The following is a 14,825-nucleotide window of genomic DNA, read 5'->3' on the forward strand; positions in this document are numbered from 1 at the left end:
CATTTAATTTGCTTCTTTGTGCTTGTTATTTTTTTACTTCTTGTTGAGCACATTTATTATAATAACATCTTATTCTAGTATGGTCAACTACTTTTTTCATTTTTTCTTAAATTTATCGATTATTCATCTATTTGTAATACTATTATGACTTTATTTTCAAAGATGTAACTATTATTAGTAAGAATTTACAATTATAATGATACTATGTACAATTGTTATTAATTTAGAAAGGAGCTTCAAAATGTTTAGAAAGATATTATATTTTTTAGCATTAATTTGTCTATCTGTTTTTTTTATTGTTGGATGTTCAAATTCACAGAGCAAACAAAATACAAACCAAAATAAAGAAACACAGTCACAAGAAGATAATAAAGAATTAGATAGCGATAAGGATACTTCCAATGTTGTCGTTTCAGATGGAACAGATAAACCATCAAAACAAGATACTATTAATAATGATAGTGACAAACTAGATGTATCCTCTTTAGATAACACCACTCTTGATTGGTTTTACATACCAAACACTAAACATAAGACCCCAGAGGTAAATACTGACATTGATTTTAAATTTTCTGACTATGATGCCATATATAATGGACCTAAAAAAGATAGCCAGAAAACTTTATACCTTACATTTGATGAGGGCTATGAAAATGGATATACATCAAAGATACTAGATATTTTAAAACAAAATCAGGTTAAAGCAGTTTTTTTTGTTACATCTCCATACATAAAGGAAAATAAAGACTTAGTTAAAAGAATGGTGTCTGAAGGACATATAGTTGGAAATCACAGTAAATCTCATCCATCTATGCCAACAAAAACAAGTAATTTAAAAAGCTTTAATGGTGAATTCTCTGATGTTGAAAAACTCTATAAGGATGCAACTGGAAAAGATATGGTTAAATTTTTCAGACCTCCTATGGGCAAGTACTCAGAGAAAAGTTTAGCAATGACTAAAAACTTAGGATATAAGACTGTGTTTTGGAGTTTTGCATACAGGGATTGGGATACTGAAAAACAACCATCACATGAAGAAGCAAATAAGAAAATAATGGATAATTTACATGATGGCTCTATTTTGCTATTACATGCAGTTTCCAAAACTAGTACAGAAATTTTAAATAATATTATATCAGATTCAAGAAAGCTAGGATATGAGTTTGAACTTTTAAAGTATTAATATTAATACTTTAAATTGTATCTAAAATCTACAAATTGACATAGTCTATTAAGCATTATAAAGTACAATATAAAAATATCTTCTATATAAATCATTTAATAGAAGAATATCAATAAAAAATAGATGTATAGCTTAATGTTAGTAAAATCATTACTATAAATTACAGCTATACATCTATTTTTTATTTGTATATAATCAAGGTTTATTTAAACTTGCATATAATTAATGCTTATTTACTCAACTAAATAATAAACATCGCTACTATAGTTGTTACAATCAACCCAGTTATAACTGGGACAAAATTTCGTTTTGCTAACTCTATTGGGCTGACTCCACAAATTGCTGCTGCTGAGATAAGTCCCCAAGGAACTAAACAGCCTCCCCCTACCCAAATACCACTGATTTGTCCTAATGCAGCTAATGCACCAACACTTGCATTGATAGCTGTTCCAAACACAGAAGCAAGTGAGCCTACTAATGAAATTCCAGAAAAACCAGAACCATCAAGTCCAGTTATTGCTCCTACTATAGTTTCTATACCTGATACAGCAAACTTATTAAGCGGTATTGTTTGAGAAAGAGCTATGCCTATATCTGATAATAAGCCCTGTGAGCCTGGTGCTAATACTTTTCCAAATACGCCTGTTAAAGGTGCAACTTCACCCATATAGAAGAATGCTGCTATTGGTATAATTGCTCCAAATATTTTTATACCAAATACAAAACCATCAATTATATTCTCACAGACATTTTCAAGACTATCTTTTCCAAAATTTATGGTATTTATAATGATTATTAAAAATACTGCTGTACCACCTAAAAGTGCTGAAGCATCTCCTCCTTTTAGGTCAAATGCATACATTGCAATTATATCAGCAAGAAATCCTAAAGCTACTAAAATAGTTGCTATTTTAGATTTTCCATTAAACTCTTCTACTTCTTCACTTTCAAAATCTTTGAGTTCTTCTCTAAACATTCCCTTATTAATGTCTCTTTTCAATGTATAAAATGCCATAGATATCGTTACAATTCCCATTACCCAGAATAGAATCATACCGTCATTTATAACATATGATACTGCAACTCCTGCTGCACCAGCTGTTATACTTGGAGCCCCTTGAATGACAAAGTCTGTAGATAAAGCAAGACCATGACCAAATAAATTTAATGCCACTGCAACACCAATTGCTGGTAATCCAGCTCTCATAGCAACAGGTAAAAAAACAGCCCCAACTAAAGCAACAGCTGGAGTCGGCCAGAAAAACCATGAAAGAATTAACATGACAAATCCAGTTACAAAAAATGCAGTATTAGAATTTTTTATAACTTTTGAAAATGGCCTTACCATATACTGTATAGCATTATTAGCTTCTAATGCTTTAGATAAAGCAACCATAATAGCTATAATTAAAATAATTGGTCCCAACTCATTTAAAGATATAATAAATGAGTTGAACACTGCTGTTATAGCCCCAAATATATTTTTCTCAAAGAATAATCCCATGAAAAAAACACCCAATATACATGGTACTATTGTATCCTTTTTCATAATCATAGTAATTAATATAATTACCATAAATACAATGTAAATATAATGTGCTCCTGTCAAAACCATATTATTATGTCCCCTTTTTTTAAGATAATAATATTATATGGTCTTGTAAGTTAACTTGTTACTTGCTCATAGATACACAATTATTAACTGTACAATATAAAATTTAAATTTTTATAATTTCTTTACTGGGATAGATATTTCAATAGAAAACTCTTCATCATCTGAGTTTACATTTATACTCCCATTATGATGTGCAACTACTTTTTCGCAATTTTTTATACCTATTCCAAAACTTTCTACATTTTTTGAAAAATTACTCACTCTATTTTTTTGTATAATTAATAATTTAGAATCTTCAACTTTAATTAAAAATACTACTGGTTTATCTTTTCTAGCGTATTTTATTATATTAGAACATAAGTTATCAAATATTCTCCTAAATTGTGTTACATCTACATAAATATGATACTGATTATAAAGTTCATTCTCTATGGTTATATGAAAGCCTTTTTCCTCCAATGTATATGAACTATCTAAAAGCAATTGAAAAATAAATTCATTTGCATTTATCTTTTCATATTCTTTGGAAACTTCCTCTCCTGAATTGACAAAATGGGTAAAAAGGTCATCAGTTAAATCTTTTATTTGATATGCTTTAGACCTTACATTTTTTATATACTGTTCTAGTTGCTCAGGACTATTATATTTATGGTCTTTAATTAAATCTAAGTAACATATTACTGATGTTAATGGAGTCCTAACATCATGTGATATTGAAGTTACTATATCTTTATTTTTATTCTTCATTTCTCTTTCTTTTATAAGTTGATGCTCTAATGTTTGACTCATCTCATTAATACTAGATGCAAGTGATGATAATTCGTCATTCCCTTTGACTGGAATTCTATACTTTAAACTACCACTCTCCACTATCTTTATACCCATCTCTATTTTCCTTAGGTATTTTATCTTTCTACTTAATAATAGCAGGAATGTTATAATAAATGTAAGTGCCATAAATGTAATAGAGATTGCATCTATAAAATTTTGAAATCTGAATCTAAATAATGCTATTACAACTATATCAGCTTTAACATTAGAAAATTGTATTTCATAATTTCTAGCCATAGAACTACTATAAAATTCATTTTCCTCACTTTTATCTGGTACTTCATTAGGATAGTATAATGTATCATAAAAAACCTTATTTCCTTTGTATATCTTCATAGAAACAAACCAGTTATCACCATTCCATTTTGCTATATTATCTCCATCATTTGAACTTACATTATTCTCAGTAACATAAAGTTGAAAATCATCCATAAGTTGGTCTACTTCTCTTTTAAAATATACCTTTCCTTCTGACACGTCTTTTACTATAGATTCAACAGTATAGTAAAGTGGTATATTTAAAATAAAAGCCACTGCAGCTGAGATTACTACATATATCAATAGTATAACACCCAACTTTGATGGCTTAATTTTGCTAATCAATATAATACCCCTTCCCCCATGCAGTTTTTATGTATTGTGGATTTTTTTGGTCTTTTTCTAATTTTTTTCTTAAATTTCTAATATGAACCATTATGGTATTATTTGCTGTATAAAAATATTGTTCATCCCAAATAGTTTCATATAGATTTTCAGATGAAAAAACCTTCTTTCTATTTTTTAACATAAGTACTAAAATACTATATTCTATGGTTGTTAAAAATACAGGTTCTCCATTCAATGTAACATCTTGAGTATCTAAATTGACATATAATTCTTTTGTATGTAATATGTTTGGCTCTCTTTCCTTTTCCTTTCCCTGATATATATAATAACGTCTAAGTAGTGACTTAACTCTTGAAATTAATTCAGAATATGAAAAAGGCTTTGACAAATAGTCATCTCCTCCTGCTGAAAATCCAATAACTTTATCAGAATCTTGAGTTTTTGCAGTCAAAAATAAGATTGGGGCTGTTGTTTTTTCTCTAATTTCATTACATGCAACAAACCCAGTCTTTACAGGCATGACAACATCCAAAATAATCAAGTCAATCGTACTATCTACTAAGTTTACAGCTTCTTCCCCGTTTGTAGCCATAACAACTTCATAACCTTCACCAGTTAAAAGTATCTCTACAATTTCTCTAATCTCAGGATTATCATCAGCTACTAAAATTTTTTTTGGAATCTCTTTATTCATCACTAAGCTCCTTTCTTTGCTATATTTCTTAAATATTTCAAACTATATAAAATATTATACTTTATTAGCAAAAGCTTAGCAATGTCACACGTTTTAATACTTTCTACTATTGTAAATACATTTACTATTCAATTAACATGTATACATAAATTGACATACTTATAAAAATAATCTATATAATATTATCTTGCATAAATGACTTTTTTTACTGATTTAACTTTTTCAGAAGATTTTACATGTACTATAATACATATCAAACCACTTATAGCTACAAATGCATAGAAACTTATTCCTCTACTAAGTAACATTGCTGGAACTAGTAAATGACCTGGGAAAAATATTTTAAACAATGTCATAAAACTGTTTTCAGAAGCTCCAACAGCTCCTGGTAATGGCAATGATGAAACAGCAATATTTAGTAGCGATTGTATTGCCAATATCTCAAATACAGTATACGTTGATAGATGAAAAGCTTTGTATACAAAGAATGGTACTAAAAACATAGCTGTTATTTGTATAATCGTTATAGCTAAAATTTGTATTACAAGCTTTGGATTCTGTTTTATATATTGGGCACCTTTAACATATTCTTCAATTTGAGAAGTTATAACTTTTCTTGAACCTTCAACATCTTTTATTATTCTTAACTTTCCTAATAAGTTTGTTATTGATATTATAAAATTATTTACCAGTCTCTTTGAAAATATAATTGCGATTACTCCAACTACAAGAGCTACATTTGTTATTACACCATATATTAGTAAAATATTCATACCACTTACGTTATTTAGTATAAATTCACGTTCCATAATGAACATTATTCCACTATATGCTAATATAACCACTTGATGAATAACAACAATAACTAATAATATAAGTGAAGAGTAAGATATATTTATATCATCTTTTTTCATATAATAAACTTGTGCTGGTTGACCACCTGAGGCTGAAGGTGTAATTGAACTAAAATAAAATCCAATAAAAGCATATCCCATACATTTTAAAAGAGTAGTTTTTTGTTTTAAGGCTTTTACACCTAAATATATGTTTATACCTTCACAAGCAACATATATAATCATCATCATAAATCCAATTAGTATAAACATAGGGCTTGCGCCTTTTAATGATTTTATTAATGATTCAATTGATTGCCCTCTAAAAACAAAGTATCCTGTTATGCCCATTAGTAAAACTAAAAAAGCAACACTACCTAGGCATTTATTTTTCTTTTCAGTTTTACTTATCATAGCTACATCCTTTCTGGTGCTACAAATTTAAAACCACTATCTTTAAGTTTTGGAATGGCTATCTTCAAAGCTTCAATAGTACGCTCAGGTGCACCTACTGCACCACCTGAATTTTCACCCGCATCATGTAAACAAATTATAGAATTTTCTTTTGTTCTACTCATTAATTTATTTATAATAATCTCTACAGTACTATCTTTACTCCAATCTTCTGCCATTACGTCCCATAATGTCATTTTTAGATTATATTTTTTAACAAATAGATTTGAAAATATATTAGTATGACCCCATGGTGGACGATAATAGTTTATATCTACACCTAAATTTTTCATTATATTTACACTTTCCATAAAATCTTTTTTAACATAATTATAACTGTAAAGCCATGCATTCTTATGTTCCAATGAATGTAAACCAACTATGTGATTTTCTCTTAACATCCTTTTTATAATTTCAGGCTCTTTTTCAGCATTCTTTGCAACTACAAAAAACATGGCTTTTATATCATTTTCTTTTAAAACATCTAATAATTTTTCTGTATATCTCTTATCTGGACCATCATCGAATGTTAGTGCAATTTCATTTTCTCTAGTCATATTTTTTAATACATCTTTATTTAATAGTTTGTTATAATATGTAGGTATAATTGAATGTACCAAAAAAATCAATGCAACAACTATAATTAAACCTACTACATACATTCTATACACTCTCCTTGTTCATCAAATGAAAATAAAATATTTTCTAATGTATTGTTATCAAACTGTTTTTTTAATTCTTTCATATTTCTACTCATCTCTTGAAGAGTGGCATCATCATAAATTAAATCTTTTATTTCATCTACATAGTATTTTTTATTTTTATCAAGTATTCTTCCAATCTTATTATTTAATATAAAATCAGCATTATTTATCTCTTGTTGTAAAAATGGATTAAATGCTAATATTGGAAGTTCTGAATAAATAGTTTCAAATAGAGTTATTCCACCTGGTTTAGAAATAATAAGGTCAGCATTTTTCATATATTTATATACTTCATTCGTATAGCCTACTACCTCTATATTTTCATATCTGTCAGATAACTTATAGTACATTTTTTTATTATTACCAGTTATTACAGTGGTTTTTACTCCTTCTAAACTATTTAATTCACTGTAAAACTGTTCTGACTTAGGCAGTAACCCTAAACCTCCACCCATTATAAGTATATTTTTTTTATTTGAGTGATTTATATGTTCTATTTTTTTAAATTCTTTTTTTACTGGAATACCATTAACTTTAACTTTTTCTTCATCTATTCCCTTAAAAACAAGTTCTTCCTTCGTAGATTTACTAGCTACTAAGTAACAATCTGTATTTTTACTAATCCATTCTGAGTGACTACTTATATCTGTTATACATGTTATCAAAGGAAGATTTGAATTATACTTTTCCTTATATCTTGATACTAATTGTGAACAAAATGGAAAAGTTGAAATAACTACTGTTGGTTGTATTTCATTAAGTAACTTGTCTAATTTAGTTAAAAAATAATCTGAAAAAGTAAATTTTATATCTTTCTTTCCATTTTCTGTACATTTATAAAATAAATTATAAAGACTACTTCCCCGATTTACAAGAATAGAAAAAGTCTTGTACATTTTATCAGAATAGTTAGGCATAATATATTCAAATATATCTTTAATTATTATTTCTGAATTATTAAATTTTGTTTTTATATCTTCACTTAAAGAATTTGATGCTGAGTAATGACCCATACCAAATTTTCCTGTAAGAATTAATACTTTCATAAGATTCCCTCCTCATTAAAGTCTTTCTTTTCCTCTAATTACTATATTTATAAGTATAGACTTTAAATCTTTAGAAAAACCTAGTATAATTCTTAAGAAATCTTAAAGTTTTAATTAAAAAGTACAAAACCCAATTAATATAGAAGATTATCTCCTATACCAATTGGGTTTTATATCTATATATTCAAATACATACACAATCATTATAATTATTTAAACATACTTTATTTAATTATTCTTTATAATTAATCCATAATATTATATTCTTCATATAAAGGATATTTTTCAGTTAATCCAACAACTAATGTTCTAGCCTTAGATTCTTCATCATAAGTTAAACATAGGTCTATGGCCTCAGCAATTATCGCCATATCTTCTTCTTTCATACCTCTAGTAGTTACAGCTGGAGTACCAAGTCTTATCCCACTTGTAACAAGAGCACCATTTGGGTCAAATGGAATTGTATTTTTATTAGCTGTTATATAAGCATCATCCAATCTTTTTTCTGCAGCTTTACCAGTTATATTTTTATTAGTTAAGTCTAATAATATTAAATGATTATCTGTACCTCCAGAAATTAATTTAAAATCTCTTTTAATAAGTTCTTCAGCTAGAGCTTTTGCATTTTTAGCAACTTGTACTTGATACTCTTTAAATTCATCACTTAAAGCTTCTTTAAAACAAACTGCTTTAGATGCAATTATATGCTCAAGAGGCCCACCTTGAATTCCAGGGAATATTGCTTTGTCTATAGCTTTAGCATACTTTTCTTTGCAAAGAATAACTCCTCCACGAGGCCCTCTTAAAGTTTTGTGAGTTGTTGTTGTAACAAAATCAGCCACTTCACATGGATTTTGGTGAAGGCCAGCTGCAACAAGACCTGCTATGTGAGCCATATCTACCATAAGCAATGCTCCAACTTCATCAGCTATCTCTCTAAATTTTTTAAAATCTATTTCTCTAGGATATGCACTTGCTCCTGCAACTATCATTTTAGGTTTTACTTCATGCGCTATTTTTCTAACTTCATCAAAATCTATAAGTCCACTATTTTTGTCTATGCCATATTCATAAAATTTATAATACTGACCAGAAATATTAACTGGAGCTCCATGAGTTAAATGTCCACCTTGAGATAAATTCATTCCCATAACAACATCACCTGGTTTTAACATAGCAAAATATACACCAATATTTGCATTTGCTCCAGAGTGAGGTTGAACATTAGCATGCTCTGCTCCAAATATTTTTTTGATTCTATCTATTGCAAGAGTTTCAACTTCATCTATGTACTCACATCCACCATAGTATCTTTTTCCTGAGTAACCTTCTGCATACTTATTTGTAAGATGGCTTCCCATAGTCTCCATCACTGGAACTGATACTATGTTTTCAGATGCTATCAATTCAATATTTCTTTGTTGTCTTTTTAACTCTCTTTTCATACTTTCATAAATCTCAGGGTCCGCTTTTTTCAAGTTCTCAAACATATTACTCCTCCTAGTTATTATTTAATTTTTATTTTTACAGACATTTCATAATTTTCGTTTTTATCAATATGATAATTTATTATTATAGTCCTTTACAAATTAATAGTCAAGTGTTTTGCTATTTTTCTATATTTAACATAGTTACTTTCTTTATTTTTAAGTTAAAATATAATAAATAATATTGTCTAATTCTTTTAATTGGATATAATTTAAATGTGACTATTTTTAAATAAAAAAAGATAATATAATTTATATATATATTAAGGAATATTGCTTAGAAATTTGGTATAATTTCAATATTACGGTTTTTAATTTGGAGGTGTATTTATGAATCAAAATGAGGAGCTTGAATATAAGAAAAATATTCTAAAATTAGCTCTATTTGTAGGGGAACTTATGATAAAAAATGGAGCTGAAACATCTAGGGTTGAAGACAGTGTCCTTAGGATATGCAGGTCAAGAGGATTTTATCATGTAAATATTTTTACAACTCCTACAGTAATAATTATTTCTGATGAAAAATTTGATGGCTTTTCATTTATGAAAACGATTCAATCAAGAGGTATAAACTTAAATAAGATTTCTTTATTAAATAGTTTTTCTCGAGAATTTGTAAGCGACAAAGAATATGATATTGATAATGCCATTGCACGTCTTTATGAAATCCAAGATGTAAAACCTTATCCTTTGTGGTTATTTTACTCTTGTACAGGAATTGCATCTGCTTGTTTTGCTTGTTTGCTTGGAGGGAATTATGTATTAAATTTTATACTTACATTTATAATAGCAATCTTTGCCGCGATTACTTATGATAAAACTATGAAGATAAGTGCAATATCTGCATTTTCCTGTTTAGTATCCTCTTTTTTAATTGCACTTTCAGGAGTTCTGTTAGTTGAAATAGGCATTTTAAATGACCCTAAGATGCTTATAGTTGGTGCTATAATGCCACTACTCCCAGGAGTTGCCTTTATAAAAGCTATTAGAGATTTAATATCAGGTAATTTAATATCAGGAATTTCTCGTGCTTTTGATGCAGCTATGATTATTATTGCAATTGCTTCTGGAGTTGGTTTTGTTCTTGATACATGGTATAGAATAGGAGGTCCTTTCTAATGACTGATATGTCAATGATTTTACATTTTTTATTTTCAGGCATTGCAACTGCTGGATTTGCTGTTTTCTTTAATGCTCCACTTTATCTACTTCTTCCAGCTGGAATAACTGGTGGAATTGGCTGGATTGTGTATGTTTATTTATTTAATTTTACTACAAATGCAGTTTTTGCAGGATTTATAGCTGCTGCTTTAGTCTCAGCATGTAGTGAGACTTTAGCTAGAAAGTTAAAACAACCAGCTATTGTGTTCGTAATACCAGGTATCCTTCCTTTAATACCAGGTATTGGATTGTACAATACAATGTTATCTTTGATTCAAAAAAATTATTCTTTGGCCATGTCAAAAGGTACAGATGCCCTATTTTTAAGTGCTGCAATAGCATTAGGTGTATTAGTTGTAACTTCTTTTGTAAGAACATTGAATCTTTTAAAAATCAGAAAAAACTTTATTCCATACAGAAAATCGAAATAAAACACAAAAATAGCAATGTACTAAAGTTTTGCAAATACACACTGGGTATTTATTCAAAAAGTACATTGCTATTTTTTAATTATTTTAAAGGTCAATTAATATTCTTGTTATTACTGGTATAAACTCTCTACTATCTCTAAATTTTTTGTCATTCTTCTTTAAGTACAGATAGCAAAGTATTGTAAGACAGATTCCAACCAATCCACTTATGGCTTCAACACCAGATGTTACTCCTATTGCACCTAATATATAGTAAGTCCCTATTGTTCCCACAAGAAGTGCTATAAGTGGTATTATATAAGCCATTACAGCTGCTTTTAATACATTCATATTATCCATACTTACTTCTACATGGTCACCAACTTTTGCACCAATTGTGTTATCTACTTCTACTAATATTTCCTTCGACTCTGCCGAATCTGTAGTAGCACACTTTCCACAAGCAGCACAAGCTGAATGTCTTTGCATTTTTAATTTTGCAGTTCTATCATCAACAATTTCCATAATAAATCCCTGTTGATTCATAACTAACCGCCTCCTTATTTTGTAAATTTATTTATAGTATCCATAAGTTCTTTTATCATTTCTTCAGTTTGCTCACCATCATCATGTTTGATGCTTTCTGCTACACATCCTTTTATATGATTTTCCAGTATAATCGTGCCCACTCTGTTTATAGCAGACCTTATAGCAGATATTTGAACCAGTATATCAACACAATAACGTTCTTGCTCTACCATCTTTTGTATCCCTTTTACTTGACCTTCTATTCTCTTTAATCTTTTTATAAGAGCTTCTCTCTCATTGTTTGGCGCTAATTTTCTTTCTTCCATAAACTCACCTCATACTCTAATGATGTCTTATTCAATTATGCTCTACTTACCAATTTGTTTAAAATACAATACAGTTATTACTACTATAAATGCTAAAATTGATATTGCAATAGACCTACTTTGATTCTTAGTTTGTTCCATACTTAACTTTCCATTCATCTTAAATCCTGCTAATGGAAATAAAAATATAACCAATGCATCAATTCCAAGTACAACTTGGGCTGCAATAGTCCATTTACTCAAAAAACAAAATATTCCACCCACACCTAAAAGAACCTCTAATATATTTATAAATTTATATGTAGGTTTTTTCGCTATATATTCTTCAATTTTTTCCTTACATTCTGCACGACATGGATATATATTTGTATTGTCATCATATTGTATAGCTAATTTATTATTTGGTGACTTTATATCCCTATTACAGTAAAGACATTTTTTCATATTATATTCTCCTCTAATATTCCTCTTAAAAAATTTTGCCTAAATTATTATACGCTTTAATACTATTATACCAAATAGATACAAAAAACAAAAATAAAAGGAATAATTTTAGCGATTTCTTTTACTTCCATATATAATCTATAATAAATTTATAATAACAATTAAACAAAATTATTTATATCTAGTTTAATTGTTATATAATCTAAAATAAGTCAAATTTGTATGAGAGGTTAAAATGAAACAAATGGAATTAGCTATTGTAAGTTTAAAAAAAGATGCTGGAGAAATTTATGAAGACCAAATAAGACAATTTTTAGGTAACAATATAAAAATAAATTTATACTCATTTGAAGAAGGAAATTTAAGATTTTTTAAAGAAAGTTTGATACTATTATCTGCTTATTTAAAATATGATGAAATAGCAAAATTATCCCATCATGATGCTCAAATTATTGTACCTAAGTTAACATTTGAAAAGAACAGTATAGATATGATATCAAGATTAGAAAAAGATAAAATTATTTATGTATATAATCTAAGTAAGGATATGGCAATAGAGACAATATCTTTAATACATAGACTAGGAATAGACAATATCAATATCCTACCTTGTTATCCAGAGATAGAATTTACTCCTACAGATGCTATAATACTAACTCCTGGCGAAAAAATCTTACCTAAAGTTAAAAATTGTGAAGTTATAGACTTGAAATATAGAATAATAGATTTAAGTTGTATAGTTGAAATTGCTACAAAAACTAAACTAAAACATCTAATAAAAGATGACTTAATAAAAAAATATGTAGAGAAAATAATACCTACAAGCTATAGTACAGGTGAGTTACTATTAGATGCAAATAAATTTGAAAGGCAATTTGATTTATTATTATCTATAATTGATGATGGAATTATATGCACCAATAATGATGGGATAATTCAATTTTACAATCATATGGCTAGAAAAATTTTATCTATAAATGCAAATGAAATGATTTATGAATTTATTGGTGATTGTATAAGAGAAATAAATTTTCAAAACATATTAACCAATAAAGCTCCATTTTATGAAAAATTAATTAAAATAAATCATGTAGATATAAATTTAGAGATTAAACATATACAATTAAATGTATTTGATGGATTTATATTGAAAATGACCAAATTCTCTCAACTAGAAAAAAAGCAAGCCAAGTTAAGAGCACAATTAGTCAATTCAGGTAATGTCAGTAAATATACATTTGATGATATATTAGGCTCTAGTATACAAACCATTAATACAAAAAAAATTGCCAATAGCATGGCTCAATCAAACTCCTCTATTTTAATAATTGGTGAAAGTGGTACTGGCAAGGAATTATTTGCTCAATCTATTCACAGCGCCTCTAGAAGAAAAGATGGTCCTTTCGTAGCAGTAAATTGTAGTACTTTTCAAGAAAATTTATTACAAAGCGAACTATTTGGCTATGATGAAGGTGCTTTTACTGGTGCTAAAAAAGGTGGAAAGATTGGTTTATTTGAATTAGCTAACAATGGAACTATATTTTTGGATGAAATTGGAGAAATGGATTTAAATTCTCAATCTAAATTACTTAGAGTTATACAAGAAAAACAAGTAAGGCGTATTGGTTCAAACAATGTCATTGATATTGATGTAAGAATAATTGCAGCTACTAATAGAAATTTAAAAGAACTTGTATCTAAAGACATGTTTAGAAGAGATTTATACTTTAGATTAAACGTTCTTCCTCTTAAAATACACCCTCTTAGAGAAAGGCCTACTGATATATTTGAGATTTTCAATTCTCTAAAGTATGATATTCCATGTAATTTTATTCTAAGTGAAGAAGTAAAAGAAATCTTTAAAGTGTATAAATGGGAAGGAAATGTAAGGGAATTAAGAAATTTAGGGGAATACTTCTGCTACTTAGGAAAAGATGTTATAGAAATTTGTGACTTACCTGAATATATATTGGATACTATAGATTCAAATTATAGTAGGACTGTCTGTAACAAAGTAACAGATAAAACAGTAAAATATCAATTAAACATTAACAAAGACAAAAACTTAATAAAACATGATTATAACTTTAAAAGACCTTTAGAGGAATACCTATTTATATTGGACAATTTAAAGAAGGCTTATGATTTAAAAGAAAGAATTGGCAGAAAAAGTCTGTACAAAATAGCTTTAAATGAAAATAGATTTCTGACAGAACAACAGATTAGAAATATACTTCTAGAATTACAAGACTTTGGACTTGTAGACATACTTGTTGGTCGTGGTGGTTCAGTTATAACATCAAAAGGGGTTGAATTTATAAAAAAATATAAACAGGTCTAATAAGTTAAACTGTTAAACCACTTAACCCTATTTATTTATATTTTCATACATATGAAACTTTATTCGAAATAAGCTTTTCCACAAAGTTCTAAATATAGTTAATATTTTTAATTGCTCTATACTTTGGAATTACTTAATATCAAATATTAACTTATTGTTAATT

General features: G+C 28.0%; 14 protein-coding genes. 4 read left to right on the top strand and 10 right to left on the bottom strand.

What is annotated here, in order from left to right; genetic code table 11:
- Positions 1 to 241 precede the first annotated feature (241 nt).
- Entirely contained in the window at positions 242 to 1,183 is a 942-nt protein-coding gene (gene pdaA / locus Q3223_RS00005) for a delta-lactam-biosynthetic de-N-acetylase (protein WP_074178831.1), read from the top strand.
- Between the two features lie 241 nt (positions 1,184 to 1,424).
- Here pdaA and Q3223_RS00010 read toward each other — a convergent pair whose 3' ends face one another.
- The 7 genes from Q3223_RS00010 to glyA form a co-directional block, all read right to left on the bottom strand.
- Positions 1,425 to 2,798, bottom strand: coding sequence for a hypothetical protein (locus Q3223_RS00010; protein WP_054277332.1), 1,374 nt, complete (start codon positions 2,796 to 2,798; stop codon positions 1,425 to 1,427).
- Positions 2,799 to 2,909: 111 nt separating this feature from the next.
- Positions 2,910 to 4,232 (bottom strand): HAMP domain-containing sensor histidine kinase, encoded by a 1,323-nt coding sequence (locus Q3223_RS00015; RefSeq protein WP_074178830.1) that lies wholly within the window; start codon positions 4,230 to 4,232, stop codon positions 2,910 to 2,912.
- Entirely contained in the window at positions 4,225 to 4,929 is a 705-nt protein-coding gene (locus Q3223_RS00020) for a response regulator transcription factor (RefSeq protein WP_054271298.1), read from the bottom strand. Before Q3223_RS00020 ends, Q3223_RS00015 begins: the two co-directional genes overlap by 8 nt.
- A gap of 182 nt (positions 4,930 to 5,111) precedes the next feature.
- Positions 5,112 to 6,176, bottom strand: a complete 1,065-nt coding sequence (locus Q3223_RS00025) for a lysylphosphatidylglycerol synthase transmembrane domain-containing protein (RefSeq protein ID WP_054277334.1) — start codon at positions 6,174 to 6,176, stop codon at positions 5,112 to 5,114.
- A gap of 2 nt (positions 6,177 to 6,178) precedes the next feature.
- The gene (locus Q3223_RS00030; RefSeq protein ID WP_054271300.1) at positions 6,179 to 6,877 is read right to left on the bottom strand and encodes a polysaccharide deacetylase family protein; all 699 of its coding nucleotides are present in this window, start codon (positions 6,875 to 6,877) and stop codon (positions 6,179 to 6,181) included.
- Positions 6,868 to 7,965 (bottom strand): MGDG synthase family glycosyltransferase, encoded by a 1,098-nt coding sequence (locus tag Q3223_RS00035; RefSeq protein ID WP_054277336.1) that lies wholly within the window; start codon positions 7,963 to 7,965, stop codon positions 6,868 to 6,870. Before Q3223_RS00035 ends, Q3223_RS00030 begins: the two co-directional genes overlap by 10 nt.
- Positions 7,966 to 8,210: 245 nt before the next feature.
- Entirely contained in the window at positions 8,211 to 9,455 is a 1,245-nt protein-coding gene (gene glyA / locus Q3223_RS00040; protein ID WP_054277337.1) for a serine hydroxymethyltransferase, read from the bottom strand.
- A 327-nt stretch (positions 9,456 to 9,782) separates the two neighbouring features.
- On the opposite strand from glyA, the gene Q3223_RS00045 reads away from it, so the two are divergent.
- Positions 9,783 to 10,571 carry a threonine/serine exporter family protein gene (locus Q3223_RS00045; RefSeq protein ID WP_054271303.1) on the top strand — a complete coding sequence of 263 codons (789 nt, stop codon included), beginning with the start codon at positions 9,783 to 9,785 and terminating at the stop codon, positions 10,569 to 10,571.
- Positions 10,571 to 11,044: a threonine/serine exporter family protein gene (locus tag Q3223_RS00050; protein WP_054271304.1), complete on the top strand. Its 474-nt coding sequence runs from the start codon at positions 10,571 to 10,573 to the stop codon at positions 11,042 to 11,044. Before Q3223_RS00045 ends, Q3223_RS00050 begins: the two co-directional genes overlap by 1 nt.
- 84 nt (positions 11,045 to 11,128) lie before the next feature.
- Here Q3223_RS00050 and Q3223_RS00055 read toward each other — a convergent pair whose 3' ends face one another.
- From Q3223_RS00055 to Q3223_RS00065, 3 genes are read right to left on the bottom strand one after another with little or no spacing between them, the layout of a single operon-like run.
- Complete coding sequence (locus Q3223_RS00055; protein WP_054271305.1) at positions 11,129 to 11,569, bottom strand: SoxR reducing system RseC family protein; 441 nt, start codon at positions 11,567 to 11,569, stop codon at positions 11,129 to 11,131.
- Between the two features lie 14 nt (positions 11,570 to 11,583).
- A complete protein-coding gene (locus tag Q3223_RS00060) occupies positions 11,584 to 11,877 on the bottom strand; it encodes a metal-sensitive transcriptional regulator (protein WP_021385716.1) in 294 nt (97 codons plus the stop codon).
- A 42-nt stretch (positions 11,878 to 11,919) separates the two neighbouring features.
- Positions 11,920 to 12,321 (bottom strand): hypothetical protein, encoded by a 402-nt coding sequence (locus Q3223_RS00065; protein ID WP_054271306.1) that lies wholly within the window; start codon positions 12,319 to 12,321, stop codon positions 11,920 to 11,922.
- A gap of 235 nt (positions 12,322 to 12,556) precedes the next feature.
- Between Q3223_RS00065 and Q3223_RS00070 the strand changes: the two genes are divergently transcribed.
- On the top strand, positions 12,557 to 14,662 hold the full coding sequence (locus Q3223_RS00070; RefSeq protein ID WP_223152571.1) for a sigma 54-interacting transcriptional regulator: 2,106 nt from the start codon (positions 12,557 to 12,559) through the stop codon (positions 14,660 to 14,662).
- Positions 14,663 to 14,825: the final 163 nt, after the last annotated feature.

The organism is Clostridioides sp. GD02367 (assembly GCF_045900275.1).
GTDB classification, from domain to species: Bacteria; Bacillota; Clostridia; order Peptostreptococcales; family Peptostreptococcaceae; genus Clostridioides; species Clostridioides difficile_A.

Coding starts and splice junctions, on each gene's coding strand:
- Q3223_RS00065 (WP_054271306.1), bottom strand. CDS start 12,321: ATGAAAAAATGTCTTTACTGTAATAGGGATATAAAGTCACCAAATAAT.
- Q3223_RS00050 (WP_054271304.1), top strand. CDS start 10,571: ATGACTGATATGTCAATGATTTTACATTTTTTATTTTCAGGCATTGCA.
- Q3223_RS00020 (WP_054271298.1), bottom strand. CDS start 4,929: ATGAATAAAGAGATTCCAAAAAAAATTTTAGTAGCTGATGATAATCCT.
- Q3223_RS00030 (WP_054271300.1), bottom strand. CDS start 6,877: ATGTATGTAGTAGGTTTAATTATAGTTGTTGCATTGATTTTTTTGGTA.
- Q3223_RS00045 (WP_054271303.1), top strand. CDS start 9,783: ATGAATCAAAATGAGGAGCTTGAATATAAGAAAAATATTCTAAAATTA.
- Q3223_RS00055 (WP_054271305.1), bottom strand. CDS start 11,569: ATGAATCAACAGGGATTTATTATGGAAATTGTTGATGATAGAACTGCA.
- glyA (WP_054277337.1), bottom strand. CDS start 9,455: ATGTTTGAGAACTTGAAAAAAGCGGACCCTGAGATTTATGAAAGTATG.
- Q3223_RS00025 (WP_054277334.1), bottom strand. CDS start 6,176: ATGATAAGTAAAACTGAAAAGAAAAATAAATGCCTAGGTAGTGTTGCT.
- Q3223_RS00070 (WP_223152571.1), top strand. CDS start 12,557: ATGAAACAAATGGAATTAGCTATTGTAAGTTTAAAAAAAGATGCTGGA.
- Q3223_RS00035 (WP_054277336.1), bottom strand. CDS start 7,965: ATGAAAGTATTAATTCTTACAGGAAAATTTGGTATGGGTCATTACTCA.
- pdaA (WP_074178831.1), top strand. CDS start 242: ATGTTTAGAAAGATATTATATTTTTTAGCATTAATTTGTCTATCTGTT.
- Q3223_RS00010 (WP_054277332.1), bottom strand. CDS start 2,798: ATGGTTTTGACAGGAGCACATTATATTTACATTGTATTTATGGTAATT.
- Q3223_RS00060 (WP_021385716.1), bottom strand. CDS start 11,877: ATGGAAGAAAGAAAATTAGCGCCAAACAATGAGAGAGAAGCTCTTATA.